Genomic DNA, 25,858 nt, shown 5'->3' on the forward strand with positions numbered 1-25,858 from the left:
TCCTATGAATCATGCCCGCCCTTCAGAGGGAATCCACAACCGCGTTTAAACTCGATGCGTCAAGCGCCGCTTCAAGCGATTGCCCTGCCTGCGGAAGCCGGTACTGGACAGCCTTGCCCCGCAGCCTCCATCTTGTGCGTCCGTTCGCATGAGGAGGCTTTCCGGTGAAGTCGGGCAACGCGCTGCTGTCCAGCTATGGCACCACCATTTTCGAAGTCATGTCCCGCCTGTCGGAGGAGCATGGCGCGATCAACCTGGGCCAGGGGTTTCCCGACGACCGCGGCCCCGCCGACGTGTTGCGGACCGCGGCCGACGCGCTGCTGACCGGCTGGAACCAGTACCCGTCGATGATGGGCACCCCCGACCTGCGTCAGGCGCTGGCCGCCCACGCCGGCCGCTTCTACGGTCTCGACATCGACTGGAGGACCGAGACGATGGTCACCTCCGGCGCGACCGAGGCGCTGACCGCCTGCCTGCTCGGCCTGATCAACCCGGGCGACGAGGTCGTGCTCTTCCAGCCGATGTATGACAGCTATCTGCCCATTGTCCGGCTGGCCGGCGGCGTGCCGCGCTTCGTCTCGCTGAAGGCGCCGGATTGGAGCTTCAGCCGCGCCGACCTGGAGGCCGCCTTCTCCCCCCGGACCAAGCTGGTGCTGATCAACGATCCGCTGAACCCGGCGGCCAAGGTCTTCGAGCGGGCGGAGCTGGAGCTGATCGCCGAGTTCGTCCAGCGTCATGACGCCTTCGCCGTCTGCGACGAGGTGTATGAGCACATCGTCTTCGACGGGCGCCGCCACATCCCCCTGATGACGCTGCCGGGGATGCGCGACCGCTGCCTGAAGATCGGCTCGGCCGGCAAGACCTTCTCGCTGACCGGCTGGAAGGTCGGCTATGTCACCGCCGCTCCGCATCTTTTGCAGCCGGTGGCCAAGGCGCACCAGTTCCTGACCTTCACCACCCCGCCGAACCTCCAGACCGCCGTCGCCTACGGCCTGGGCAAGGAGGAGGATTATTTCACCGGGCTCGCCGCCGGACTCCAGGCCAAGCGTGACCGGCTGTCGGCCGGGTTGGCCTCGGCCGGCTTCGAGGTGCTGCCCAGCGCCGGCACCTATTTCGTCGCCGCCGACATTTCCCGTTTCGGCTTCGACGGCGACGATCAGGCCTTCTGCCGCTGGCTGGTGGCCGAGGCGAAGGTCGCCGCCATTCCGGTCAGCGCCTTTTTCGTGGAAAACGCCCCGACCAACGTGGTGCGCTTCTGCTTTTCCAAAAGGGATGAAGTGCTCGACGGCGCCATCGACCGGCTGCGCAGCCGGTTCGTATCGCGATAGGGCTTGACTCCCTTGCTCATCTCATGAGGTGAATACCTAAATATTCGGCAAGTCTTAATCGATTGGTGCGATGATCGGTTTATCCCCCACCGGTCCCGCCCCGACATGGCGGACCGGCGCGGGGACGGTGGAACGGCGGAGCGCAGGTCATGCCACGTCTCCCGACCCTTCGGTTGCCATCCATCAGGATGCCGTCCTTCCGCAACGGCGTCCTGGCCATCGCCGCCCTGGCGCTGGCCGGGGTGTGGGTCGGCTATGCCGTGATGGCCTCCTCCATGCTGGAGTCCCAGATGCGGGAGGCGATCGTCAATGCCCAGACGACCGCGCGCGCCTATGAAAGCAGCACCAGCCGCACCCTGCACGATGTCGATACGACGCTGCGCTCCTTCGCCGAACGCTATGCCGAAGGCGGGCTGCCGCGGGCGCGCCGCATCATCGACGACGGCCTCTATGACAGCTCCCTGATCCATCATTTCAGCGTTTTCGGGCCAGATGGCCTCCAACGCTTCCGCAGCGAGGGGAACGGCCCGCCCGACACGCTGGAGGGCAGCGGCCTGACCGCCTATCACCAGGGGGAGGGGCGGTCGCTGATGAAGGTCGGCCCGCCCGTCACCGGCTCGGCGGCCAGGCGGCCGTTGCTGCGCGTCTCGCGCCGGCTGGAGGACGCGGCGGGGGACTTCGCCGGGGTGGTGGTGGCCAATGTCGATCCCGATTATCTGTCCGATTTCTACCGGCAGGCCGATGTCGGCCGCAATGGGGTGGTCACGCTGGTCGGGCTGGACCGGATCATCCGCGCCCGCGGCTCCAAGGATGGCAAGGACGCCGTCGGGCTCGACAGCACCCGCTCGAACCTGTGGACGGCGGTGCGGCAATCGCTGACCGGGGTGTTCTGGCAGGACAGCATCGCCGATGGCATGCGCCGCGCCTACGCCTACCGGCCGGTGGAGGGCTATCCGCTGATCCTCGTCGTCGGTATCGCCGTGAAGGACATCGACGCCGAGGTCGCCGGCTTCCGCGGGCAGATGCGGATCATCGCCGGCCTGTTCAGCGTCTCGGTCCTGCTGGTCGCCGGCTTCCTGCTGGTCCAGCACCGCAACGCCGAGCGGCTGGCGGCGGCGCTGGCGGTCAACCGCGATTTCCTCGCCCGTGTCAGCCATGAATTCCGCACGCCGCTGAACGCGATCATCGGCTTCTCCGAGATCATCAAGGACCAGATGTTCGGACCCGATGCCGGTCCCCGCTATGCCGACTACGCCCGTGACATCCACACCTCCGGCCAGCATCTGCTGACCCTGATCGACGACATCCTCGACCTGTCCCGGTTGCAGGCCGGCAAGTTCGCCCTGCTGATGGAGGATGTCGATCCGGTCGCCGCCGCCGAGTGGGCGATCCGCATCGTGACGCCCCAGGCGGAGCAGAAATCGATCCACCTGGAGATCAAACGGCCACCGTCCCCGACCCTGGTGCGGGCGGATGAGCGGGCGTTGAAGCAGATGCTGTTGAACCTGTTGAGCAACGCCCTGAAATTCACCCCGGAGAATGGGCGGGTGCTGGTCAGCGTCGGGCGTGGGACCCATGGCCGCTGCATCGTCCGCATCACCGACACCGGCATCGGCATGACGGCGGAGGAACTGCGCCAGGCCTCCGTCCCCTTCGGCCAGACGGCGGCCCTCGTCGCCCATCCGGGCCGTGGCACCGGCCTCGGCCTGCCCATCGTCAAGTCGCTGATCGAGGCGCATGGCGGCAGTCTGCGCATCGACAGCCGGCCCGGCCAGGGCAGCCAGATCACATTGGAATTCACCGCCTGACCGTTCCGATCGGGCCGCTGCCCTCCTCCATGTCGGCGATCTTCGCGGCGGCGCCGCAAAGCCATGGCGAAACCCCCGCCGCTTGGGCATACTCCGCGCCGGTTTTGTCCAGGTCCGAGCCGACGCCAGGGCTGTCCCCGGCCGCGTGCTTCCGGATCCACCCGCGGAATTGGGGCCTGTCTCGAATGTTGCGTGCGCTGGCGCGTGTCTGTGCCGTTCTTGTCGCGTGCTCCGGCACGCTCACCGTATCCCAGACCTTCGCCGCCGACCCGCCGGCCGAACCGGTGCCCTTCGGCGTCGCCAGCGTCGAGGTGGTGGCGGAGCGTGATACGCCACAGGCCTGCTTCACCTTCACCGACCGGCTGGAGCGCTCGCGCGCCGTCAACTACCGCGACTATGTCGCGGTGGAGCCGGCGGTGGACGGCGCCGCCATCGCCCGCGACCGCACGCTCTGCGTCGAGGGGCTCCAGCATGGCGAGACCTACCGCGTCACGCTGAGGGACGGGCTTCCCGGCGCCGACGGCAAGCGGCTTCCGGCGGCCGACACCCGCGAGGTGCAGGTGCCCAACCGCAAGCCGTCGCTGGCCTTCCGCGGCGCCGGCTACATCCTGCCGCGCGTCGGCGCGGACGGGCTGCCGCTGCGCTCGATCAATCTGGACCGGGCGAAGCTCCAGGTGCTGCGCATCACCGACCGGGCGCTGGTCGAGAAGATCTATTTCGGCCGCATCACCCAGCAGATGACCGACTACGACATCGGCGAGATCCTCGACAAGTCGGGCCAGGAGGTCTGGCGGGGCGAGATGGGCATCGGCAACCAGCCCAACCGCACCGTCACCACCGCCTTTCCCATCGATGCCGTGCTGGGCAAGCTCGACCCCGGCGTCTATGTCGCCGTCGCCGGCGCCGACGAGATCAAGCCGGGCGGCTGGGACCGCAAGGCGACCCAGTGGTTCGTCGTCTCCGACCTTGGCCTCAACACCATCCTGGGCGAGGATTCGCTGGTGGTCTTCGCCCGCTCCGCCCAGTCGGCGGCGCCGGCCGCCGGGGTGGAGCTGCGTCTGGTCGCCCGCAACGGCACCGAGCTGGGGCGGGTCCAGACCGGGGAGGACGGGCTTGGCCGCTTCGACCTCGCCGCCTTGCGCGCCGCCGGGGCCGAGCCGGTCCAGGCCCTGTTCGCCGCGCGTGGCGACGGCGACTTCGCCTTTCTGGACCTGACCGCCGGCGGCGCCCCGCCGGCCGAGGCGCCCGACAGGCCGGCCACCGCCGTCCGTCCGGTCACCGGCGGGCTCGACGCCTATCTCTACACCGAACGCGGCATCTACCGGCCGGGCGAGACGGTGCATGTGACCGCGCTCCTGCGCGACGCCGACCTGAACCCGCCGGCCGGCAAACCGCTGACCATCCGCATCCTGCGCCCCGATGGTTTCGAGGTCGAACGCCGCAGCCTGACCGACAGCGGGGCCGGCGGCTATGCCACCCGTGTCGAACTGCCGATGAACGCCTATCCTGGTAACTGGGTCGTCACCGCCCATGCCGAGCCGGACGGTCCGGCCATCGGCAAGGCCGAGTTCCTGCTGGAGGATTTCGTGCCGCCGCGGCTCGACGTGGCGCTGGCCTCCCCGACGACGGAGCTGGCGGCCGACGGCGAGGCCGACATCGCGCTCGACAGCCATTACCTCTACGGCGCGCCCGCCTCCGGCCTGCCGGGCGAGCTGACGGTGACGCTGCGCACCGCCGCCAACCCCTATCCCGGCCTGCCGGGCTATCATTTCGGCCTGGTCCAGGAGGAGGTGAAGCCGGCCCGCGCCGACCTGCCGGGCTTCATCACCGACTCCAACGGTTCCGCCCGCCTGAAGGTCAAGCTGCCGCGTCCGCCCGAAAGCACCCGTCCGCTGGAGGCGGTGGTGCGCGCCACCCTGTTCGACATCGGCGGCCGTCCGGTCGGCCGCGACTTCGTGCTGCCGGTTCGCCACCAGCCCTTCGCCATCGGCATCAAGCCGCGCTTCGAGGGTGACGGCGTGCCGGAGGGGGCCACCGCCGGCTTCGACGTCGTCGCCGTCGGTCCCGACGGCAAGCCGACCGACCGCGCCGACCTCTCCTACGAGCTGTTCGAGGAGGAGTATGATTACGCGTGGTACGAGGCGAACGGCCGCTGGGACTACAAGGTCACGGTGAAGGACCAGCGGGTGACCGGCGGTTCGCTGTCGGCCCAGGCCGCCGCGCCGGTCGCGGTGGAGACCCCGGTGGCCGCCGGCCGCTATCGGCTGGAGGTGTTCGACCCCAAGACCGGCGTCGCCAGCAGCTTCCGTTTCGCCGCCGGCTGGTGGATGACCCCGACCGCCGGCGAGCGGCCGGACGCCGTCGACGTCTCGGTGATGATGCCGGCCTACCGTGTCGGCGAAAGCGCCTGGGTCTTCGTCAAGCCGCCCTATGACAGCCAGGTTCTGGTCGCCGTGGCCGACCGTGGCGTCACCTATGCCGTCACCCGCGCCATCGGCCCGCAGGGCGCCTTCCTGGAAATTCCGGTCGGGCAGGGCTGGACCAGCGGCGCCCATATCCTGGCGACCGCCTTCGCCACCTCCGATCCGCAGTCGAGGAAGCCGCCGCGCCGCGCCGTCGGTCTGGCGTGGTTGGCGATGGACAAGGCGCCGCGCACGCTGGATGTCCGCCTCTCCGCCCCGGCGGAGACCGAGCCGCGCCGCGCCATGTCCGCCGACGTCACCGTCACCGAGGTGGCGGAGGGCAAGCAGGCCTTCGTCACCCTGGCCGCCGTCGACGAGGCGGTGATGCAGCTGACCGACCAGCCGTCGCCCGATCCGGCCCGCCATTATCTGCGCAAGCGGCCGCTCAGCGTGGAACTGCGCGACTCCTATGGCCGCCTGATCGACCCGGCCGGGCTGGACGCCACCCGTCCGCCGGCCCAGCCGGCGCCGCGCCTGCATCAGGTCGCCGGGCTGGTCCCGCCCAAATCGGAACGGGTTGTCTCGCTCTATTCCGGCATCCTGACCGTCGGGGCCGACGGCAAGGTCTCCGTACCCTTCGAACTGCCCGACTTCCAGGGACGCCTGCGCCTGATGGCCGTCGCCTGGAGCGAGGGGCGCGTCGGCCATGCCGAAAGCCAGGTTCTCGTCCGCGACCCTGTGGTCGCCGACGCCGTGCTGCCGCGCTTCCTCGCTCCCGGCGACTCGGCGCAGGTGCTGCTGTCGCTCGACAACCTGAACGGCCCGTCCGGCGACTACCGGATGAGTCTGACCGCCGAGGGGGCCGTCTCCATCGCGCGGGGCGAGTCGGGTGGTGAGCCGGGCGCCGATCTGGCGGTGCCGAAGCTGGCGCGCGGCAAGCGGGCGACCGCCGGCCGCGTCCTGACCGCCACCGCGGTCGGGTCCGGCCATGTCACGCTGGACGTGACCGGTCCGGAGGGCGTCCGCGTCACCCGGCGCTGGGACGTCACCGTTCGTCCGGCCACCTCGGCGGTGTCGCGCCGGGCCACCGCCGCCCTGCCGGCCGACAAGAGCCTGACCCTTCCCGCCGACCTTACCGCCGGCCTGCGGCCGGAGACCCTGTCGGTCGGCGCGACCGTGGCTCCGTTGCCCGATCTTGATGTGCCGGGGCTGCTCTTCGCGCTCGACCGCGCGACGGTGGGCGGGACGGAGCAGACCGCCAGCCGCCTGCTGCCGCTGCTGTCGATGAGCGATGTGGCCGCCGGCCTCGGCATCGCGCCGGAGGACCGCATCAAGGCGCGCGTCCAGCGCGGCGTCGACCGGCTGATGACCTTCCAGCGGCTCGACGGCGCCTTCGCCGCCTGGTCGCCCAAGGGCGATCTCGACCCCTGGCTGACCGCCTACGCGGTCGATGTGCTTGGCCGGGCCAAGGCCGCCGGCTACCGCATTCCCGACCAGCCCTATCGCAAGGGCCTGGACTGGCTGAAGCAGGCCATCGACAATTCCTGGGTCGAGACCGCCGACCTGCCGGGCCGCGCCTATGCGCTCTATGTGCTGGCGCGGGCGAAGATGATCGATGCCGGCGCCGTGCGCTATTTCCGTGAGAATTACTGGGACCGGCTGCAAACCGACTTCGGCCGGGCCCAGATCGCCGCGGCGACCGCCGTTCTGGGCGATCAGGCCGGGGCGACGGAGGCCTTTTCCAAGCTGACCGGGGCCCGCATGGTGACCGCCAGCCTGCGCGACCAGGGCTCCTCGCTCAGGGACGAGGCGGGTGTGGTGGCGCTGATGGGCGAGAGCGGGGCGGTGGACCGCGACCGCATCTTCCAGGCCGGCGAGCGCGTGGCGAAGACCTTCGCCGCCGTGCGGACCACCAACCTACAGGAGCAGGCCTGGCTGCTGCTGGCCGCCAAGGCGTTGATCGACCGCGCGGCGCCGATGAAGCTCGCCATCGGCGACCAGACGGTGGACAACGCCAAACCGCAGATCCTGCCCGTCAACCCGGCCGCGCCGCCGGCGATCCGCAATCTGGGCGGCGAGGTCCGGCAGACGCTGTCGGTGGCCGGCATTCCCGAGCAGCCGGCCGGTGCCGAGGAGCAGGGGATGACCATCCGCCGCCGCCTGTTCGACATGGCCGGACGTCCGGTCGATCCGGCCGGAATCCGCCACAATGACCTGTTGGTGGTGATCCTGGAAGGCGAGGTCGGTGACCCGCTCGACCATTCGGTTCTGGTCAGCGATCCGCTGCCGGCGGGGCTGGAGATCGAGAATGTCCGCCTTGCCAACAGCGGCCAGCTCGGCAAGCTGTCCTGGCTCGGCGAACTGTCGGCGGTTCGCAATGTCGAGTTCCGCGAGGACCGCTTCCTGGCCGCGGTCGACCTGCCCAAGACGGCCCCGCGTTTCCGGCTGGTCTATCTGGTCCGCGCCGTCACTCCCGGCGATTTCGCCGCCCCCGGCGCCCAGGTGCAGGATCTGCAACGCCCCCATCTGTCCGCCCGCACCGCGGCCTCCCGGCTGCGCGTGCTGCCGGAGTGAGGTCATCGACAGGGAGAGGGGGACCGGGAACGGTCCCCCCTCCGGACATCGGTGATTTCTCTAGCGTCGTGCGTTTACCATGAAACGCGCGACGCCATGGCTTTATGTCTGACGATCGGATTCACGCTTCAAATCGAGTCCGATTTCACGCGATCCGCCCTAAAGGCGTTTTCTAAAGATAGCTCTGTTCCCTGCGGTGGTTCTCCCGCCGCCGGACGAACAGGCTCAATGCTGCGACCACGACCGCGAAGCACAGGGTCAGCATCACGTAGAAGGCCAATGCGAGGCCCACGGTCAGGGTGCCGACCAGCACCATGGCCAATATCCAGACGCCCAACGATACGATGGCGCGCGCCGACATGGGTTGTCTCCTGTCCCGTGCCCTGATCCGCCGAACAACTCAACCCGCCCTGAATCCGTCACGGCATTTCCGCCGCCTGTTTTTCTTCGCATCCAAGTCCCACATTTTCCGAATGCCCGCGATCCCGGTTGGGAGGGTGGGGCAAGGAAAAGGCGGATGCGGGCGTTGACGGCAAAGCCTGCCACAGCCGCCGGTCATACCGGGGCGTGGCATCCTGTCACTGTGCGGGCGCGCCGCACCGGCCGCCGAATTGATTTGCACGGTCAACAAAGCCTGTTGACAGCTTTGGGCATCGACCTTACCTTTACGTAAACGTCAGGGAAGGGAATGGCGGCGTGGATCTGGTTTCGGTCTGCATCGGCCCGTTGGGGACGGAAGAGGGGGACGGGACTGACGGTCGCGCCGGCGTGCCGCACCTTGGCATCGGCGAGCTGGCCGGGGAGTTCGGTCTGACCCACCGCACCATCCGCCATTACGAGGATGAGGGGCTGCTGGCGCCGGAGCGGATCGGCAGCGCCCGTATCTATGGCCGACGCGACCGCGCCCGGCTGGCGCTGATCTGCCGGGGCAAGCGGCTGGGGTTCAGCCTGGCCGAGATCAAGGAATTCCTGAACCTTTACGACACCGACGACGCCCGGATCGAACAGATGCGCTACATGCGCACGATCGCCCGCCGTCGGATTTCGGCACTTGAACAGCAGCTTGCCGATGTCCAACAGACATTGGCGGAGCTGTGCACCATCGACACCCAGATCTCCGAGCATCTTCGCCGCAACGGCATCACGGAGACGCAGGACATGGAGGAGAAGCAGTCATGAAGTCGGTCGTCATCGCCGGTTACGCCCGTTCACCCTTCGCCTTCGCCCACAAGGGCGAACTGACCAAGGTCCGCCCCGACGATCTGCTGGCCCGCGTCATCGCGGCGCTGGTCGAGCGCACCGGCCTGAAGACCGAGGATGTCGAGGACGTCATCGTCGGCTGCTCCTTTCCCGAGGGCGAGCAGGGGCTGAACGTCGCCCGCGGCATCTCCTTCCTGGCCAAGTTGCCGCTGACGGCGGCGGCGACCACGGTCAACCGTTATTGCGGCTCCTCGATGCAGTCGATCCATCAGGCGGCGGGCGCCATCCAGATGGGGGCCGGCGAGGTCTTCGTCTGCGGCGGCGTCGAATCGATGACCCGCGTGCCGATCATGGGCTTCAACCCGATGCCCAACCCGGCGCTGAAGGAGTCCTACCCGGAAGCCTATTGCTCGATGGGCATCACCGCGGAGAATGTCGCCCGCAAATACGCCATCTCCCGCGCCGAGCAGGAGGCGCTCGCCGTCGCCTCCCACGCCAAGGCGGCCGAGGCCCAGGCCGCCGGCCGTCTGGCCGATGAGATCGTCGGCATCCAGACCCCGGCCGGTCTGGTCGACAAGGACGGTTGCATCCGCCCCGGCACCACCGCCGAGGGGCTGTCGGGCCTGAAGCCGGCCTTCACCGCCGACGGCAGCGTCACCGCCGGCACCTCCTCGCCGCTCACCGACGGCGCATCGGTCGTGCTGGTGACGACGGAGGAGTATGCCCGTGCCAACGGACTGCCGATCCTGGCGAAGATCCGTTCGGTCGCCGTCGCCGGCTGCGCGCCGGAACTGATGGGGCTGGGGCCGGTTCCGGCCACCCGCAAGGCGTTGGCCCGTGCCGGCCTGTCGATCAACGACATCGACATCATCGAGATCAACGAGGCGTTCTCGTCCCAGGCCATCGCCTGCATGCGCGACCTCGACATCGACCCGTCCCGCGTCAATCCGGACGGCGGCGCGCTGGCGCTCGGCCACCCGCTGGGGGCCACCGGCGCCCGCATCACCGGCAAGGCGGCGGCCCTGCTGAAGCGCGAAGGCAAGCAGTTCGCGCTGGCGACCCAGTGCATCGGCGGCGGCCAGGGCATCGCCACCATCCTGGAAGCGGTGTGACGAACGGGATCGGGGAGGAAACGACCATGAAGATCGAACGCGCCGCCGTGATCGGTGCGGGCGTGATGGGGGCCGGCATCGCCGCCCATTTCGCCAACGCCGGCATCCCCTGCGTCCTGCTCGACATCCCTGCCAAGGAGGGGGCCGACCGCAGCGCCATCGCCAGGGGGGCGGTGGCGAAGATGCTGAAGACCGATCCGGCCCCCTTCATGCATCCGAAGAACGCCAAGCTGATCACGCCCGGCAATCTTGAGGATGATTTGAGCCTGCTGGCCGACGTCGACTGGATCGTCGAGGCGGTCGTCGAGAATCCGGCGATCAAGGCCGACCTCTACAAGCGCATCGACCCGGTGCGCAAAGCCGGTTCGGTGGTGTCGTCCAACACCTCGACCATCCCGCTGGCGGTGCTGACCGAGGGGCAGGGCGAGCAGTTTGCCAAGGACTTCCTGATCACCCACTTCTTCAACCCGCCGCGCTACATGCGGCTGCTGGAGATCGTCGGCGGCGCCCACACCCGGCCCGACGCCATGGCCGCCATCGCCGATGTCTGCGACCGCCGCCTGGGCAAGGGCGTCGTGCATTGCAAGGACACGCCGGGCTTCATCGCCAACCGCATCGGTGTCCTCTGGATCCAGGCGGCGGTGAATGCCGCGGTCGATCTCGGCCTGACGGTGGAGGAGGCCGACGCCGTCGGCGGCCGTCCGATGGGCATCCCGAAGACCGGAATCTTCGGTCTGATGGATCTGGTCGGGCTCGACCTGATGCCGCACATCGCCAAGAGCATGTCGGCCACCCTGCCGGCGGGCGACGCCTATCGCGGCCAGATGCGCGAGCACCCGGTCATCACGAAGATGATCGCCGAGGGCTATACCGGCCGCAAGGGCAAGGGCGGCTTCTACCGCATCAACAAGACCGGCGGCGGCAAGGTCAAGGAGTCGGTCAACCTCCGGACCGGCGACTACGCCCCGTCGGAGAAGGCCCGGCTGGACAGCGTGTCGGCCGCCGGCCGCGACCTGCGCAAGCTGTGCGAACACCCGGACAAGGGTGGCCGCTTCGCCCGCCGCGTCCTGGCCCAGACGCTGGCCTATGCCGCCAGCCTGGTGCCGGAGATCGCCGACAGCATCGTCGCCGTCGATGAGGGCATGCGGCTCGGCTACAACTGGAAGCAGGGTCCGTTCGAACTGATCGACCGGCTGGGCACCGAGTGGTTCGCCGAGCTGTGCCGCGCCGAAGGCATTCCGGTCCCGGCGTTGGTCGAGACCGCGGCCGGCCGTCCCTTCTACCGGGTCGAGGGCGGCAAGCTCCAGCACCTGACCACGGCCGGCGTCTATGACACCGTGGTGCGCCCGGACGGCGTCCTGCTGCTGTCGGACATCAAGCGCGCCGCCGGCAAGCCGGTGTGGAAGAACGGCTCCGCCAGCCTGTGGGACATCGGCGACGGCGTGCTGTGCGTCGAGTTCACCAGCAAGATGAACGCCGTCGATGCCGACATCATGGCCGCCTACGAGAAGGCGATGCGCCTGATCGGCGATGGAAAAGGCGACTGGAAGGCGCTGGTCATCCACAACGAGGCCGACAATTTCTCGGTCGGCGCCAATCTGGGCCTCGCCCTGTTCGCGCTGAACATCGGCCTGTGGCCGCAGATCGAGGAGATGGTGGAGGGTGGCCAGCGCACCTACCGCGCGCTGAAATACGCCCCCTTCCCGGTGGTGGCCGCACCCAGCGGCATGGCGCTCGGCGGCGGTTGCGAGATCCTGCTGCATTCCGACCATGTCCAGGCCCATGCCGAGACCTATGTCGGCCTCGTCGAGGTCGGAGTCGGCCTGATCCCGGCCTGGGGCGGCTGCACCGAGATGCTGGCGCGCCATCAGGCCAACCCGAAGGCGCCGCGCGGACCGATGCCGGGCACCGCCAAGGCCTTCGAGATCATCAGCACCGCCACCGTCGCCAAATCGGCGGCCGAGGCCAAGGAACTGCTGTATTTCCGCGCCACCGACGGCATCACCATGAACCGCGACCGGCTGCTGGCCGACGCCAAGGCCAAGGCGCTGGAACTGGCGGCCAATTACACCCCGCCGGAGAAGACCACCAGCTATGTCCTGGCCGGTCCCAGCGCCAAGGCGGCGATGGAGTTGGCGGTGGAGGGCTTCGCCCTTCAGGGCAAGGTCACGCCGCACGACAAGCTGGTCTGCGCCGCCCTGTCGGAGGTGCTGAGCGGCGGCGAGGAGGCCGACATCTCCAAGCCGGTCGGCGAGGACCATATCCTGCGACTGGAGCGCGAGGCGTTCATGGGGCTGGTGCGCACCGGCGGCACCATCGACCGGATCGAGCATATGCTGCTCACCGGCAAGCCGCTGCGGAACTGAGGGGGAGGAACGAGAGATGCCGATCTACAAGGCTCCGCTTGAGGATGTGCGCTTCGTCCTGGACGAGATCGTCGGTCTGGACAAGCTGTCGGCCCTGCCGGGTTACGAGGACGCCACGCCGGAACTCGTCGGCCAGGTGCTGGAGGAAGGCGCCAAGCTGTGCGAGGAGGTTCTGTTCCCGCTGAACCAGTCGGGCGACGGCGAGGGCTGCCATTTCGAGAATGGCGAGGTCCGCACGCCCAAGGGCTTCAAGGAGGCCTACAGCACCTACATCGAGGCCGGCTGGCAGGGGCTGGCCTGCGACCCGGCCTATGGCGGGCAGGGGCTGCCGAAGCTGGTCAACATCATGCTGGAGGAGTTCATCTGCTCCGCCAACCTCAGTTTCGGCATGTATCCCGGCCTGTCGCTCGGCGCCTACAACGCGCTGGCGATGTACGGCTCGGATGAGCTGAAGCAGCGCTTCCTGCCCAAGCTGGTCGACGGCACCTGGTCCGGCACCATGTGCCTGACCGAGCCGCATTGCGGCACCGACCTCGGCATCATCCGTACCAGGGCGGTGCCGGCGGGGGACGGGTCCTTCAAGATCACCGGCACCAAGATCTTCATCTCGGCCGGCGAGCATGATCTGACCGAGAACATCCTGCATCTGGTGCTGGCCCGCCTGCCGGACGCGCCGGCCGGGACCCGCGGCATCAGCCTGTTCCTGGTGCCGAAATTCATGCCCAACGCCGACGGAACGCCGGGGGACCGAAACGGCGTCGCCTGTGGCTCCATCGAACACAAGATGGGCATCAAGGCGTCGTCGACCTGCGTCATGAACTTCGAGGACGCCACCGGCTGGCTGGTCGGCGAGCCGCACAAGGGCATGCGCGCCATGTTCGTGATGATGAACGCGGCCCGTCTGGCCGTGGGCATCCAGGGGCTGGGGCTTGCCGAGGTCTCTTATCAGAACGCCGTCACCTATGCCCGCGAACGGCTCCAGGGCCGCTCGCTGTCGGGGGTGAAGGCGCCGGACAAGCCGGCCGACCCGATCATCGTCCATCCCGACGTGCGCAGGAACCTGCTGACCGCCCGCGCCTTCACCGAAGGCGCGCGAGCCCTGGGCGCGCTGACGGCCTATAAGCTCGACGTGGCGGAGAAGCACCCCGACCCCCGCACCCGCCGCGACGCTGACGAGTTCGTCCAGTTGATGACGCCGATCGTCAAGGCGCTGTTCACCGACATCGGCTTCGACTCGGCCAACATCGCCGTGCAGGTCCATGGCGGCCACGGTTTCATCTGGGAGACCGGCGTCGAGCAATATGTCCGCGACGCCCGCATCTGCCAGATCTATGAGGGCACCAACGGCATCCAGGCGCTCGACCTTGTCGGCCGCAAGCTGCCGCAGGATGTCGGCCGTCTGCTGCGCCACTTCTTCCACCCCGTCGGCCGTGACATCGAGGCGGCGATGGAGAAGGACGAGCTGGGTGAATTCGTGATGCCGCTGGCCAAGGCCTTCGCCAAGCTACAGCAGGCCACCGCCCTGATCGCCCAGAAGGGCCTTAAGGATCCGGAGGAGGCCGGTGCCGCCGCCAGTGACTATCTGCGCCTGTTCGGCCTGGTGGCGCTGGGCTGGAGCTGGCTGACCATGGCGGAGAAGGCGCAGGCCAAGCTCGAGGCCGGCGAGGGCAACGCCGCCTTTTATGAGGCCAAGATCAAGACCGCGCGCTTCTATATGGCCAAGCTGCTGCCGCAGACGAACAGCCTGTTCATCACCATCGCCGCCGGTGCCAAGCCGTTGATGGAACTGGAGGCGGCGGCATTCTGAGCGTCCGGGGACGGTTCGCGCGCCACAGCCCCGCTGGACATGGGACGGCATGGCCGCTCCGCTGCCTGGGCGGCAGCGGAGCGGCCAATTTCTTAACCATTTGCAAGCGTTGCCGACCCGGCCGCATGTTGCCCCGGAATTGTCATAGCCCTTTGGAAATATCGCCGTGCGGGAGGGATGCCTCCATCCGATCGACCGGGAGGGCGGTGATAAAAGTTAATTTCCGGTTGTCGCTTCTCGTTCCTGCGTGTTACATCTCAGTAGAGATTACGTTCGGCTGGTGCCTGCTATATCCTTTGGATTTTAGGGAATATGCGGGTGGCGACAGCCCCCTCCCTTTCTCAAGCCTTATGGGCGTCTTTTGGAGGGGCAGGCATGGTTCGGGAGTTTGAGCGATGAAGATCCTGATCGGTGATGATCACGTCCTGTTCCGGGAAGGTCTTCGCCGTCTGCTTGAGCAGCTTCGCGAGAATGCTACCTTTGCGGAGGCAAGCAATTTCGACGAGCTTCTGGACATGGCGGCGTCGAAGGATGAAGCCTATGACCTTGTGCTGACCGATCTGCGTATGCCGGGCTGGCCCGGCTTCTCCGGTATCGGCATGCTGCGCGATCGTCAGCCGAACGCGAAAGTTGTCGTCGTGTCCGCTTCGGAAGCGCAATCCGATGTGCGGGAGGCGCTGGAAAACGGCGCCGCCGGCTATATCCCGAAATCCTCCAGCGTGAAGATCATGTTGAGTGCGCTCGACCTGATCTTCTCCGGTGGCGTCTATGTGCCGGCCACGGTGTTGCGTGAGGGGGCGGAGCCCGACCAGCGCAGCGGCGGCGGGGTCATTCCGCCGACCGATCCCCAGCTTGAGCAGTTGCTGACCCAGCGTCAGCGCGAGGTGCTGGACCGTTTGCGTGAAGGCAAGTCGAACAAGCAGATCGCCCATGAGCTTGGCCTGTCCGAAGGCACGGTCAAGATTCACATGACCGCGATCTTCAAGTCGCTGGGCGTGCGCAACCGCACCCAGGCGGCGATGGCGTTCCCGCAGTCACATTCCGCCTGACCCGCCTTTTGGCGGCAGGATGAAATCAAGAGTATGAAGCGACCCGCCGGACCAATCCGGCGGGTCGCTTCATATCAGGGCAGCGCCTATCCCAATCGCTCATCCCATGCCGGCGACATAGCCCCGCAGCGACTCGACCTCCAGTTCGGCGTCGTCGATGCGGGCCTTCACCACGTCGCCGATGCTGATGACGCCGACGACCCGGCCGGAATCCAGGATCGGCACATGGCGGATGCGCCGCTCGGTCATCACCGCCATCATGTCCGCGATGGTGTCGTTCGGGCTGGCGGTGATCAGGTCGCGCGTCATCAGGTCCGTCGCCGGGCGCTCCAGCGCGGCGGCGCCATCGCGGGCGACCGCCCGCACGATGTCGCGCTCCGACAGGATGCCGACCGGCTTTCCGTCATCATCCATCACCAGCACGGCGCCGATCCGATGTTCGGTCAGCAGGCGGGTGACGGCGGCAACGCTGTCGTCCGGTGCGGCGGAGACGATCCGGTTGCCCTTGCGCTTCAATACGGCTGCGACATGCATGGCGGTACGGCCTCCCTTCCGATAACCCCTATAGCGGAATCATGGGGATATACGTACAATCTGCAAGGCCAATAATAAAAGAAAATGGCGACCTCCCCGGATGGGGGAGGCCGCCATATCCAATGCCGAGCCCGGAGCTTTTGGGAACGAGCCCGGAGCGTCTTAGAAGCGGTAGCCGACGCCGACGCCGACCAGCCACGGGTCCAGCGTGACCTTCGAGCTGACCGGAACGACGGCGGCGCCCAGGCGGGCATTGGCGGTCACATCGGTCTTCAGGAAGATCTTCTTCACGTCCACGTTCAGCGACCAGTTGCCGGTCAGGGCGACGTCGACACCGGCCTGCAGGGCCCAGCCGAAGCGGTTCTTGTAGTTGGTGTCGGTGATGCGCAGGCCGGCCGAGTTCGGGTTGTTGGCCGCATCCTCGTTGTAGAACAGGGTGTAGTTCACACCGGCGCCGACATACGGGCTGATGCGCTCCTTCGGCAGGAAATGATACTGCAAGGTCAGGGTCGGCGGCAGCAGCGACACCTTGCCGACTTCGGTGGAGCCGCCGACGGCGGAGATCAGGTTGCCCTTGACGCGATGACGGCTGGTGCCGGCGATCAGCTCGGCGGCGATGTTGTCGGTGAAGAAGTAGGAGAAATCGACTTCCGGGATGAAGTCGTTGCCGACCTTGGCAGACCCGAGGTTACCGAGTGCCGAGTTTTTGATATCGCCCTTTTCCTGCGGCAGCACGGCCAGGCCGCGCGCGCGGACGACGATGTCGCCGGCCGACTTGCCCTTGAAGTCCTGAGCGAGCGACGGGGAAGCGATGGCGACAAGGGCCGAGGTCGCCAGCAGGGCGGCGGCGGCGCGCGACAGGATGGTCATGGGGTCTGCTCCAGGCAATGCGTTGTTGCTGTTCTGTGGCATCAGCCGATGGAGCTATTACCAGACACCGAGTGCGGGTACTAGAGGGGGTACAACCGTTCCTAAACCGATGCAGCAGCTCTGCAACAGTGACGAGTTGTCGCATGGACAAGGAAATCAAGGGCTTGGTTTGATCGTCTGTTGGGGAACCAACGCCATGCAGTTCTGCACGATGGCGTAGCATTGGCCAAGTCCGGCCGAGCCGCCGGTGGCGCCGCCATACACCACACGTTCAACGACGCCGTTGCGCAAACTGAACGTCGCCTCGCAGTCGAAGCTGTCGACCTCATAGCCATAAGACGGCCAAGGGGCGCCATAGCCATGATAAGGCCAACCCCAGCCGCCATAATAGCCGACAGGCGGCGGGCTTGGATAGGAAACCAGCCGGGAACTGCGATAGGTGAAGAATTCGCGGTTGTCGACGGCGGCCCGGCGTTCGGGCACCCCGGCGCAGGACAGCAGCGTTTCCTTGGGCATGCCAATCAGGGCCGCCTGTGCCGCCAGCGCCCCGTCCGCCGCCGGATTGGCGCAGCCGGCCAGCGCTCCGACGGCGGCCAAAGCGATGAGGCAAAATACCCGTTGCGCCACCGGCCCCGTGACCGACCGCCGCAAGATCATCCCTGCTGCCATCGCACATCCCCTCCGCTCATGTCGCCGACCATCCGGGCGCGTCTATCGGATCCTGGCCGGTGACAGGTCGGCTTCGACCACGCCCAACGCCAGCACATCCTCCGGCAGCCCCCGGCCGCTTGCCAGTCCCGCCGCCACCCGGCCCATGGCCGGTGCGGTCTGGATGCCGTAGCCGCCCTGTCCGGCCAGCCAGAAGAACCCCTCCACATCGGGGGCGAAGCCGACGACCGGCACCTTGTCCGTTACGAAGCTGCGCAGACCGGCCCAGCGATGGGCGAGGCGCCGGACGGCGAAGCGCGACGCCTGCTCCAGCCGGTCCACCGTCACCGCGACGTCGATGTCCTCCGGCTGCACGTCGCAGGGCTCGACCGGAGTCTGGTCGGCGGGGGAGGCGAGCAGGCGCCCGGCGTCGGGCTTGACGTAGAAGGTCTCGGCCACGTCGGACACCATCGGCCAGCCGTCGAGACCGGCCTTGTCGGCCGGATCCTCGAACACCGGATCGAAGGTGATGGCGGTACGCCGCTTCGGCACCAGCCCGACCGTCGCGACGCCGGCCAGCCTCGCCACCGCGTCGGCCCAGGCCCCGGCGGCGTTCACCAGCACCGGTGCCGCGAAGGTCCCGGCATTGGTCTCCGCCACCCACGATCCGTTTTCCCGAGCGAGCGCTCGCACCTCGGCATCCGTCATCACCCGTCCGCCCCGCGCCTTCACGCCGCGCAGATAGCCCTGGTGCAGGGCATGCACGTCGATGTCACGGGCGTCCGGTTCCCACACGCCGCCGGCGGCATGGTCCGGACGCAGGAAGGGGGCGCGGGCCAGGACCCGGGCTCGGTCAAGGCGCTCGACCGATGGGGTCAGGCGGCGACCCTGCTCATATTCGGCATCGAGCCGGTCTGTTTCATGATCGCGTCCGACGATCAGCACGCCGCGCGGCGTCAGAAGCGGATGGTCGGCGAAGCCGGCGGGCGGATTGGTATAGAAATCCCAGCTCGCCACCGTCAGGGCGCGGATCGGCGCCGGGCCATAGGTCTGGGTGTAGAGCGCCGCCGACCGGCCGGTCGAATGATAGCCGGGCTGCGATTCGCGTTCCAGCACCAGCACCCGGCCATGGGCGGCCAGTTCGTAGGCCGCGGAGGCTCCGGCGATGCCGGCCCCGATCACCAGGAAATCAACCTGTTCCACCTGGGACCGCTCCTGAAATTACGAACGCTCGCTCTTTTGCTTGGCGAGGCTTCGCACCGCCATGTGATCGCGCGCCGTCGCCATTTCAAGGCTCGTTGTTCGCCGCGGTGGCGATGGGCGTCCTCCACGCCGGGCATGCGGGATTCGCGGTCAATGAGATGAATCAACCGGATTCCCGTTGATTCGGCATGGCTGTCCCAAAGCTCCGAGAAAATCCTTCATTTGACCACATGCGAATTGGGGAATACGGAAAACGGCATACCACATGCCAATTCCGAGGTAACGTTATGAGCAGGCTCGCAGTGAAAGTCGTGGCGGGGGCCGCAGCGCTTGTGGTCATGGGCTGTGGCGGGGCTCTCGCCTTCATCTATTCGGGCATCTACGACGTCACGGCGACGACGCCCCATGATCCTCTGGTCGGCTGGGCGATGCACGAGACCTATGAGCGGTCGACGGATCGCGCCGTCGCCGGCCTCCAGGCTCCGGAGAACCTTGAAACGCCCGAGGCCGTCCAGGCCGGGGCCCGCTTCTACAAGGACAATTGCGTCGTCTGCCACGGCGCTCCCGGCATCGCGGCGAGCCCGGCGGCCCAGGGGTTGAATCCCGAAGCGCCCCTGCTGCTGAAGGCCACCCGCAAGAACAATCCGGCCAAGATGTTCTGGGTGATCAAGACCGGCGTGCGGATGACCGGCATGCCCGCCTTCGGCAAGAGCACGCCGGACGAGACCCTGTGGCAGGTCGCCGCCTTCCTGCACAAGTCCCGCGGCATCTCCAATGCGGATTTCGCCGCCCTCAGCGCCCGCTGAGCGGTTCAGCCGTCCATCAGGGGTGCGCCAGGGCATGGCGCACCACCTTCACCATCACGGACGGCAGGGCGTGATCACCCAGCCGGTCGACCGGCACCCAGCTGCCCTCGGCCGTTCGCCAGCCGTCGCCGGCCCGTGCCGTGACCACCTCAAGTTCCAGGTGGAAATGGGTGAATGTATGGCGGACCAGACCGGGCAGCCGCCGCCAGCGTGCCGGCAGCGGCTGCTGCGCCGCCACCGCCGCCTCGCCGGGCAACTCCGGTCCCCAGCTGGTGGAGGGGATCTCCGCCATGCCGCCCAGCAGCCCCTCCTCCGCCCGGCGGCGCAGCAGCACGGCGCCGTCCGGGTTCAGCAGCCAATAGGCGACGCCACGCCGGGTCGGCTTCTCCGCCTTGGCGGCCTTGCGCGGCAGGCTTTCGGCGATGCCGGCGGCGCGGGCCTCGCAGAACTCGGCCCATGGGCAGAGCATGCATTTCGGCTTGCGCGGTGTGCAGACGGTGGCACCCAGATCCATCATCGCCTGGGCATAGTCGCCGGGGCGGAAGTCGGGCGTCAGGGTGGCGGCCAGCCGCCGCAGCGCCGGCTTGGCGTTGGGCAGCGGTTCCTCCAGCGCGAAGATGCGGGCGACCACCCGTTCGACATTGCCATCCACCACGGTGGCCTTGCGGCCGAAGGCGATGGCGGTGATGGCGGCGGCGGTGTAGGCGCCGATGCCCGGCAACTCCAGCAGGGCCGCCTCGGTGCCTGGAAAATTTCCGCCATGCCCGTCCGCCACGGCGCGGGCGCATTTGTGCAGATTGCGCGCCCGCGCGTAATAGCCGAGCCCGGCCCAGGCGACCAGCACCTCGTCCAGCGGCGCGTCGGCCAGATCGCGCACGGTCGGCCAGCGTTCGGTGAAGTTGCGGAAATAGGGGGCGACGGCGGGAACGGTCGTCTGCTGGAGCATGATCTCCGACAGCCAGACCCGGTATGGATCGGCGGTCTCCCCCGGCTTGGCGCGCCAGGGCAGGTCGCGGCGGTGGCGGTCGTACCAGGACAGCAGCCGCCGGGCGGCCTGATCGGAATCTTGAATCATGAGGGGAAGAAATAGAGGGTTCCCGGCGTCCAGGGAAGGGTGGCGCGCGACAGGCCTGTTGGCGGCCCTGTCTGCGGCCCTGTCTGCGGCCCTGTCTGCGGCCTTTCCGGCGCTCCCTCCGGTGGTTCCGGCGGGCGGCTGGTCGGACGCTGTGCATCGGCCCCCGCTTGCGCTAGGGTGCCGCCACCCCACATGACCCGGAACCGGCACGCGCCGGGCCGCACAGGAGTGATCGCAGAGCATGACCGGACCGCGTCGTATCGGCCAATCCGTCCCGGAGGTCGCCGGCAAGGTGCTGGGCAAGCGCGGGCTTGCCTTCGGCGCGCTGATCACCGACTGGCCGTCCATCGTCGGTCACCAGCTCTCTCTGCGGACCGCTCCCGACAAGCTCAGCTTTCCCCGCGGCAAGCGGGAGGAGGCGACGCTGCACATCCGCGCCATGGGAGCCATCGCGCTGGAGCTTCAGCATCTGGAGCCGCAGATCATCGAACGCATCAACAGCTTCTTCGGCTATCGCGCGGTGGCGAAGATCAAGCTCATCCATGCGGCCCTGCCGTCCGCCCCGTCGCCGGTGGTGCGCCCGCGCGCCCTGACGATGGACGAGGAGACCGGCATCACCGCCGCCACCGCGACGGTCGAGGACGAGGAACTGCGCGCCACCCTGGAACGCTTCGGCCGTTCGCTGATGGCGCGGCCGAAGCGCGCGGCCCGATAGGGCGCGGGTGGATCCTTATCACCGGCCCCGCCGTCAGCCGACCTGTGCTGGACTGGCCGGGGCGTCATTGTCTATACGTCAACATCTGGTAGGAACGAGGACAAAGTGAACCGCAAGATTTTGGGACGCAGGGATTTCGGACTGGCCGGCCTTCTCGCGATCGGCGCCTCCGCGGCATTCGGCGCCACCCTGACCGCCGCCCCGCCGGCCGCGCAGGCGGCGGCCACCCTGCCGCCGCTGTCGGAACTGATGGCCGAGCGTGTCCTGGGCGATCCCAAGGCGCCGGTGACGATCCTCGACTATTCGTCGATGACCTGCCCGCACTGCGCCCATTTCCACGCCGAGATCCTGCCGAAGATCAAGGAGGCCTACATCGACACCGGCAAGGTGAAGCTGGTCTTCCGCGACTTCCCCTTCGACCAGGCGGCGCTCAGCGCCAGCATGCTGGCCCACTGCGCCCCGGTCGAGCGCTATTTCCCGCTGACCGACGTGCTGTTCAAGAGCCAGCCGACCTGGAGCCGCGCCGCCGATCCGGCCAAGGCGCTGGCCCAATATGGCAAGCTGGCCGGCATGAGCCAGGAGACCATCGACGCCTGCTTCGCCAACAAGGAGCTTGCCGACGCCATCCTGAACAGCCGCCTGACCGGCCAGAACCAGTACAAGGTCGAGGCGACCCCGACCTTCATCCTGAATGACGGCAAGGTCCGCATCGAAGGTGCGCAGCCGTTCGAGGCGTTCGCCAAGGAAATCGACAAGCTGCTGAAGTAAGGCCCTTCGCACGGTCTTTGCCGGCGACGCCCTCCTCCCTCCGCGAGAGCGGGGGAGGGTTGGGCGGAGGGCAGGTTTTTTCCACGGCTCGCGCCAGCTCGAAGCCCGGTACACCAAAGGTTTTTCCCCAGTGCAGTTCACGCGTCTCCGCCTGTCGGGTTTCAAGTCCTTCGTCGATGCCACGGATCTGGTCATCGAACCCGGCATGACCGGCATCGTCGGTCCCAATGGTTGCGGCAAATCCAATCTGGTGGAGGCGCTGCGCTGGGTGATGGGCGAGACCTCGGCCAAGCGGATGCGCGGCGACGACATGGACGACGTCATCTTCGGCGGCACCTCCAGCCGTCCGGCCCGCAATCTGGGCGAGGTGACGCTGGCGGTCGACAACCGGTCACGCACCGCCCCCGCCGGCTTCAACGACCATGACGAGCTGGAGATCACCCGGCGGATCGAGCGCGGCTCCGGTTCCGACTACCGCATCAACGGCAAGCTGGTGCGGGCGCGCGACGTCCAGCTGCTGTTCGCCGACAACGCGTCCGGCGCCGCTTCCCCGGCGTTGGTCAGCCAGGGCAAGGTGGCGCAGATCATCGCCGCCAAGCCGCAGGACCGCCGCGCCCTGCTGGAGGAGGCGGCCGGCATCACCGGCCTGCATTCCCGCCGTCACGAGGCCGAATTGCGGCTGAAGGGGGCGGAGACCAACCTGACCCGCCTCGACGATGTGATCGGGGCGATGGACACCCAGTTGCAAAGCCTGAGGAAGCAGGCGCGGCAGGCCACGCGCTACCGCAATCTGTCCGACCAGATCCGCAGGGCGGAAGCGGTGCTGTGGCATCTGCGCTGGCTCGCCGCCCAGGAGGAGAGCGCCCGCGCCCATGCCGCCTTCGCGGCGGCCGAGGCGCTGGTGCGCGACCATATGCTGGCCGTCAACCAACTGACCGCCCGCCGGACCGAGGCCGCCGCCGGCCTGCCCGAGCGGCGCCAGGACGAGGCGCGGGCCGCCGGCGCCCTGCAACGGCTGGTGATCGCGCGCGAACAGCTCGACGCCGAGGAAAGGCGCGTCGCCGAGCAGCGGCGCGGTCTTGAGGCGCGGCTGCGCCAGATCGCCGGTGATCTCGGCCGTGAGGAGGCCCTGGCCGCCGATGCCGGCGAGGCGCTGGCCCGGCTGGAGGCCGAGCGTGACCGCCTGATCGCGGCACAGGCCGACGAGGAGATGCTGGAGGAGGCCGCCGCCGAGGCGCTGGCCGGGGCGCGCGAGCAGGTCGATGCGCTCGACCGCGAACTGACCCGCCTGACCGAAACGGTCGCCGCCGACGAGGCCCGCCGCGCCGCCAGCCAGCGGCAGGCCGCTGAACTGGAAACCCGCGCCGCCGGCCTCGCCAAGCGGCTGGCCGAGCAGCAGGCCCAGCGTGCCGCCCTCGAAGCCGAGATCGCCGCCCGCGCCGACCTGTCGGAGGCGGAACTGGCGGTCGAGCTGGCCGAGCAGCGGCTGGAACAGGCCCGCGACGCCGCCGAAGCCGCCGAGCAGGCGAAGGCACAGGCCGAGCCTGCCCAATCCCGCGCCCGCGAGGCGCTGTCCGCCGCCGACTCCGCCCATGCCCGGCTGCGGGCCGAGGAGCGGGCGCTGGCCGAACTGCTGGAGGCCGGGGCGGGCGGGCTGTTCCCGCCGCTGGTCGATGCGGTGGCGGTGGCGCCCGGTTATGAGGGGGCGCTGGCCGCGGCACTGGGCGATGCGCTGACCGCGCCGCTGGACATGGCGGCGCCGGTGCATTGGCGCATGCTTCCCGCCTATGAGGCCGCGGCGCCGCTGCCGGCCGGTGCCGTGCCGCTGTCGAACCATGTGCAGGGGCCGCCCGCCGCCGGCCGGGCGCTCGCCCATATCGCGGTGGTCGCCGACGCCGCCCAGGGGGCGGCGCTGGCGGCGACGCTGGCGCCGGGACAGGTGCTGGTCAGCCGCGACGGCGGGGCGTGGCGTTGGGACGGGCTGACCGTGCAGGCCGGTGCTCCGACCGCCGCCGCCATCCGGCTGAAGCAGCGCAACCGGCTGGCCGAACTGCGCGGCGAGCTTGAGCTTGCCGAGGAACAGGTCGATCTGGCGCGCGAGGCGCTGGACGCCGCGAAACTGGCGGTGGAGGAGGCGACCCAGGCCGACCGCCGCGCCCGCGACGCCGTGCGCGACGGCTTCGCCGCGCTGAACGCCGCCCGCGACCACCATGCCAAGCTGGCGCGCGAGGCCGACGCCGCGTCCTCCCGCCTTGCCGCCCTGGTCGAGGCGGTGGAGCGGCTTGCCGCCGAAGAGGCCGAGGCCGCCGCCCGGCGCGACGAGGCGCTGGACCTGCTGGCGTCGCTGCCCGACCCGCGCGAAGGGCGGGAGCGGGTGAACGACCAGCGCGCGGCGCTCGCCGAACGCCGCGCCGTTCTGACCGAACGGCAGAACGCGCTCGACCGCCTGACCCGCGAGGCGCAGGCCCGACGCCAGCGTCTGGCCGCCATCCAGTCGGAAACCGCCTCCTGGGACAACCGGTCCGCCGGGGCCGGCGGGCGTGTGGCCGAACTCCGCCAGCGCGCCGGAGAGGCGGAAGGCGAGATCGCCACCCTGTCCGGCCGTCCGGCCGGGATCGCGGCGGAACGGCAGGATCTGCTCGACCGCATCGCCCTGGCGGAGCGCGACCGCAAGCGCGCCGCCACCGCCCTGGCCGAGGCCGAGTCCCGGCTGGCCGCGACCGAACAGGCCCTGCATGACGCCGAAGCCGCGCTGGCCGATGGCCGCGAGGCCCGTGCCCATGCCGAGGCCGCGGTATCGGCCGCTTTGCAGCAGGAACGCACCCTGACCGAGCGCATCGCCGAGCGGTTGGACTGCCGGCCGGAGGACACCCGCGCCGCCGCCGATCTCGACCCCGCCGAACCGATGCCCGACGCGGCGGCGGTGGAGGCCCGGCTGGACAAGCTGACGCGCGAGCGCGAGGGGATGGGGCCGGTCAATCTGCGCGCCGAGATCGAGGCGCAGGAACTTGAAGCCCAGATCGCCGGTCTGCATGGCGAGCGCGAGGATTTGACCGCCGCCATCGCCCGCCTGCGCCAGGGCATCTCCAGCCTGAACCGCGAGGCGCGCGAACGGCTGGTCGCCAGCTTCGACGTGGTCAACCGCGATTTCCAGGAGCTGTTCACCCGCCTGTTCGGTGGCGGCAAGGCCTATCTGGAGCTGGTCAACGCCGAGGATCCGTTGAATGCCGGGCTGGAGATCTACGCCAGCCCGCCGGGCAAGAAGCTCCAGGTGCTCTCGCTGCTGTCGGGTGGCGAGCAGGCCCTGACCGCGCTGTCGCTGCTGTTCGCCGTCTTCCGCTCGAACCCGGCGCCGATCTGCGTGCTGGACGAGGTGGACGCTCCGCTGGACGAGGCGAATGTCGGGCGCTTCTGCGATCTGGTCGAGGACATCGCCCGCCAGGGCGACACCCGCTTCCTGATCATCACCCACCACCGCCTGACCATGGCGCGGGTCGACCGCCTGTTCGGCGTGACGATGGTCGAGCGCGGCGTGTCGCAGCTTGTCAGCGTCGATCTCAGCCGGGCGGAGGAACTGCGCGGGGTGGCGTGAT

Annotated in this window: 18 protein-coding genes; 12 read left to right on the forward strand and 6 right to left on the reverse strand. The window is 68.7% G+C overall.

What is annotated here, in order from left to right:
• Positions 1-164 precede the first annotated feature (164 nt).
• The 3 genes from AZL_RS24785 (at position 165) to AZL_RS24795 (ending at position 8,112) form a co-directional block, all read left to right on the forward strand.
• Positions 165-1,328: an aminotransferase gene (locus tag AZL_RS24785; protein WP_012977167.1), complete on the forward strand. Its 1,164-nt coding sequence runs from the start codon at positions 165-167 to the stop codon at positions 1,326-1,328.
• Between the two features lie 149 nt (positions 1,329-1,477).
• Positions 1,478-3,136: a sensor histidine kinase gene (locus tag AZL_RS24790; RefSeq protein WP_012977168.1), complete on the forward strand. Its 1,659-nt coding sequence runs from the start codon at positions 1,478-1,480 to the stop codon at positions 3,134-3,136.
• A 185-nt stretch (positions 3,137-3,321) separates the two neighbouring features.
• A complete protein-coding gene (locus AZL_RS24795; protein ID WP_042445587.1) occupies positions 3,322-8,112 on the forward strand; it encodes an alpha-2-macroglobulin family protein in 4,791 nt (1,596 codons plus the stop codon).
• A gap of 172 nt (positions 8,113-8,284) precedes the next feature.
• Here the strand turns inward: AZL_RS24795 and AZL_RS24800 are convergent, their stop codons facing one another.
• Positions 8,285-8,473 carry a hypothetical protein gene (locus tag AZL_RS24800; protein ID WP_042445589.1) on the reverse strand — a complete coding sequence of 63 codons (189 nt, stop codon included), beginning with the start codon at positions 8,471-8,473 and terminating at the stop codon, positions 8,285-8,287.
• Positions 8,474-8,808: 335 nt separating this feature from the next.
• Here AZL_RS24800 and AZL_RS24805 point away from each other — a divergent pair, with 335 nt between their 5' ends.
• The 5 genes from AZL_RS24805 to AZL_RS24825 all read left to right on the forward strand — a co-directional run bounded on the left by AZL_RS24805 (position 8,809) and on the right by AZL_RS24825 (position 15,646).
• On the forward strand, positions 8,809-9,291 hold the full coding sequence (locus AZL_RS24805; protein WP_012977170.1) for a MerR family transcriptional regulator: 483 nt from the start codon (positions 8,809-8,811) through the stop codon (positions 9,289-9,291).
• Positions 9,288-10,424 carry a thiolase family protein gene (locus tag AZL_RS24810; RefSeq protein WP_012977171.1) on the forward strand — a complete coding sequence of 379 codons (1,137 nt, stop codon included), beginning with the start codon at positions 9,288-9,290 and terminating at the stop codon, positions 10,422-10,424. The genes AZL_RS24805 and AZL_RS24810 overlap by 4 nt, the downstream gene beginning before the upstream one ends.
• 26 nt (positions 10,425-10,450) lie before the next feature.
• Positions 10,451-12,790 (forward strand): 3-hydroxyacyl-CoA dehydrogenase/enoyl-CoA hydratase family protein, encoded by a 2,340-nt coding sequence (locus AZL_RS24815; protein ID WP_012977172.1) that lies wholly within the window; start codon positions 10,451-10,453, stop codon positions 12,788-12,790.
• Between the two features lie 16 nt (positions 12,791-12,806).
• Positions 12,807-14,597 carry an acyl-CoA dehydrogenase C-terminal domain-containing protein gene (locus AZL_RS24820; protein ID WP_012977173.1) on the forward strand — a complete coding sequence of 597 codons (1,791 nt, stop codon included), beginning with the start codon at positions 12,807-12,809 and terminating at the stop codon, positions 14,595-14,597.
• A 395-nt stretch (positions 14,598-14,992) separates the two neighbouring features.
• A complete protein-coding gene (locus AZL_RS24825; RefSeq protein ID WP_012977174.1) occupies positions 14,993-15,646 on the forward strand; it encodes a response regulator in 654 nt (217 codons plus the stop codon).
• 99 nt (positions 15,647-15,745) lie between these two features.
• Here the strand turns inward: AZL_RS24825 and AZL_RS24830 are convergent, their stop codons facing one another.
• The 4 genes from AZL_RS24830 to AZL_RS24845 form a co-directional block, all read right to left on the reverse strand.
• Positions 15,746-16,180, reverse strand: a complete 435-nt coding sequence (locus AZL_RS24830) for a CBS domain-containing protein (RefSeq protein WP_012977175.1) — start codon at positions 16,178-16,180, stop codon at positions 15,746-15,748.
• 162 nt (positions 16,181-16,342) lie between these two features.
• The gene (locus tag AZL_RS24835) at positions 16,343-17,050 is read right to left on the reverse strand and encodes an OmpW/AlkL family protein (protein WP_247894482.1); all 708 of its coding nucleotides are present in this window, start codon (positions 17,048-17,050) and stop codon (positions 16,343-16,345) included.
• Positions 17,051-17,206: 156 nt separating this feature from the next.
• Positions 17,207-17,719: a hypothetical protein gene (locus AZL_RS24840; RefSeq protein ID WP_012977177.1), complete on the reverse strand. Its 513-nt coding sequence runs from the start codon at positions 17,717-17,719 to the stop codon at positions 17,207-17,209.
• 42 nt (positions 17,720-17,761) lie between these two features.
• Positions 17,762-18,901: an NAD(P)/FAD-dependent oxidoreductase gene (locus tag AZL_RS24845; RefSeq protein ID WP_012977178.1), complete on the reverse strand. Its 1,140-nt coding sequence runs from the start codon at positions 18,899-18,901 to the stop codon at positions 17,762-17,764.
• 287 nt (positions 18,902-19,188) lie between these two features.
• On the opposite strand from AZL_RS24845, the gene AZL_RS24850 reads away from it, so the two are divergent.
• A complete protein-coding gene (locus AZL_RS24850) occupies positions 19,189-19,707 on the forward strand; it encodes a c-type cytochrome (protein WP_042445592.1) in 519 nt (172 codons plus the stop codon).
• A gap of 16 nt (positions 19,708-19,723) precedes the next feature.
• On the opposite strand, the gene mutY is transcribed toward AZL_RS24850, so the two are convergent.
• A complete protein-coding gene (gene mutY / locus AZL_RS24855; protein WP_012977180.1) occupies positions 19,724-20,782 on the reverse strand; it encodes an A/G-specific adenine glycosylase in 1,059 nt (352 codons plus the stop codon).
• A 241-nt stretch (positions 20,783-21,023) separates the two neighbouring features.
• On the opposite strand from mutY, the gene AZL_RS24860 reads away from it, so the two are divergent.
• The 3 genes from AZL_RS24860 (at position 21,024) to smc (ending at position 25,857) form a co-directional block, all read left to right on the forward strand.
• Complete coding sequence (locus tag AZL_RS24860) at positions 21,024-21,497, forward strand: DUF721 domain-containing protein (protein ID WP_012977181.1); 474 nt, start codon at positions 21,024-21,026, stop codon at positions 21,495-21,497.
• Positions 21,498-21,602: 105 nt separating this feature from the next.
• Entirely contained in the window at positions 21,603-22,265 is a 663-nt protein-coding gene (locus tag AZL_RS24865) for a DsbA family protein (RefSeq protein ID WP_012977182.1), read from the forward strand.
• 130 nt (positions 22,266-22,395) lie between these two features.
• Positions 22,396-25,857 carry a chromosome segregation protein SMC gene (gene smc, locus AZL_RS24870; RefSeq protein ID WP_012977183.1) on the forward strand — a complete coding sequence of 1,154 codons (3,462 nt, stop codon included), beginning with the start codon at positions 22,396-22,398 and terminating at the stop codon, positions 25,855-25,857.
• The last annotated feature ends 1 nt before the right edge of the window (position 25,858 follow it).

The organism is Azospirillum sp. B510, assembly GCF_000010725.1.
Classification (GTDB): Bacteria; Pseudomonadota; Alphaproteobacteria; order Azospirillales; family Azospirillaceae; genus Azospirillum; species Azospirillum lipoferum_B.

Excerpts from the sequence above, each read along its gene's own strand:
- AZL_RS24790 (WP_012977168.1), top strand. The coding sequence starts at position 1,478 with ATGCCACGTCTCCCGACCCTTCGGTTGCCATCCATCAGGATGCCGTCC.
- AZL_RS24795 (WP_042445587.1), top strand. The coding sequence starts at position 3,322 with ATGTTGCGTGCGCTGGCGCGTGTCTGTGCCGTTCTTGTCGCGTGCTCC.
- AZL_RS24800 (WP_042445589.1), bottom strand. The coding sequence starts at position 8,473 with ATGTCGGCGCGCGCCATCGTATCGTTGGGCGTCTGGATATTGGCCATG.
- AZL_RS24810 (WP_012977171.1), top strand. The coding sequence starts at position 9,288 with ATGAAGTCGGTCGTCATCGCCGGTTACGCCCGTTCACCCTTCGCCTTC.
- AZL_RS24815 (WP_012977172.1), top strand. The coding sequence starts at position 10,451 with ATGAAGATCGAACGCGCCGCCGTGATCGGTGCGGGCGTGATGGGGGCC.
- AZL_RS24820 (WP_012977173.1), top strand. The coding sequence starts at position 12,807 with ATGCCGATCTACAAGGCTCCGCTTGAGGATGTGCGCTTCGTCCTGGAC.
- AZL_RS24825 (WP_012977174.1), top strand. The coding sequence starts at position 14,993 with ATGAAGATCCTGATCGGTGATGATCACGTCCTGTTCCGGGAAGGTCTT.
- AZL_RS24830 (WP_012977175.1), bottom strand. The coding sequence starts at position 16,180 with ATGCATGTCGCAGCCGTATTGAAGCGCAAGGGCAACCGGATCGTCTCC.
- AZL_RS24835 (WP_247894482.1), bottom strand. The coding sequence starts at position 17,050 with ATGACCATCCTGTCGCGCGCCGCCGCCGCCCTGCTGGCGACCTCGGCC.
- AZL_RS24840 (WP_012977177.1), bottom strand. The coding sequence starts at position 17,719 with ATGGCAGCAGGGATGATCTTGCGGCGGTCGGTCACGGGGCCGGTGGCG.
- AZL_RS24850 (WP_042445592.1), top strand. The coding sequence starts at position 19,189 with ATGAGCAGGCTCGCAGTGAAAGTCGTGGCGGGGGCCGCAGCGCTTGTG.
- mutY (WP_012977180.1), bottom strand. The coding sequence starts at position 20,782 with ATGATTCAAGATTCCGATCAGGCCGCCCGGCGGCTGCTGTCCTGGTAC.
- AZL_RS24860 (WP_012977181.1), top strand. The coding sequence starts at position 21,024 with ATGACCGGACCGCGTCGTATCGGCCAATCCGTCCCGGAGGTCGCCGGC.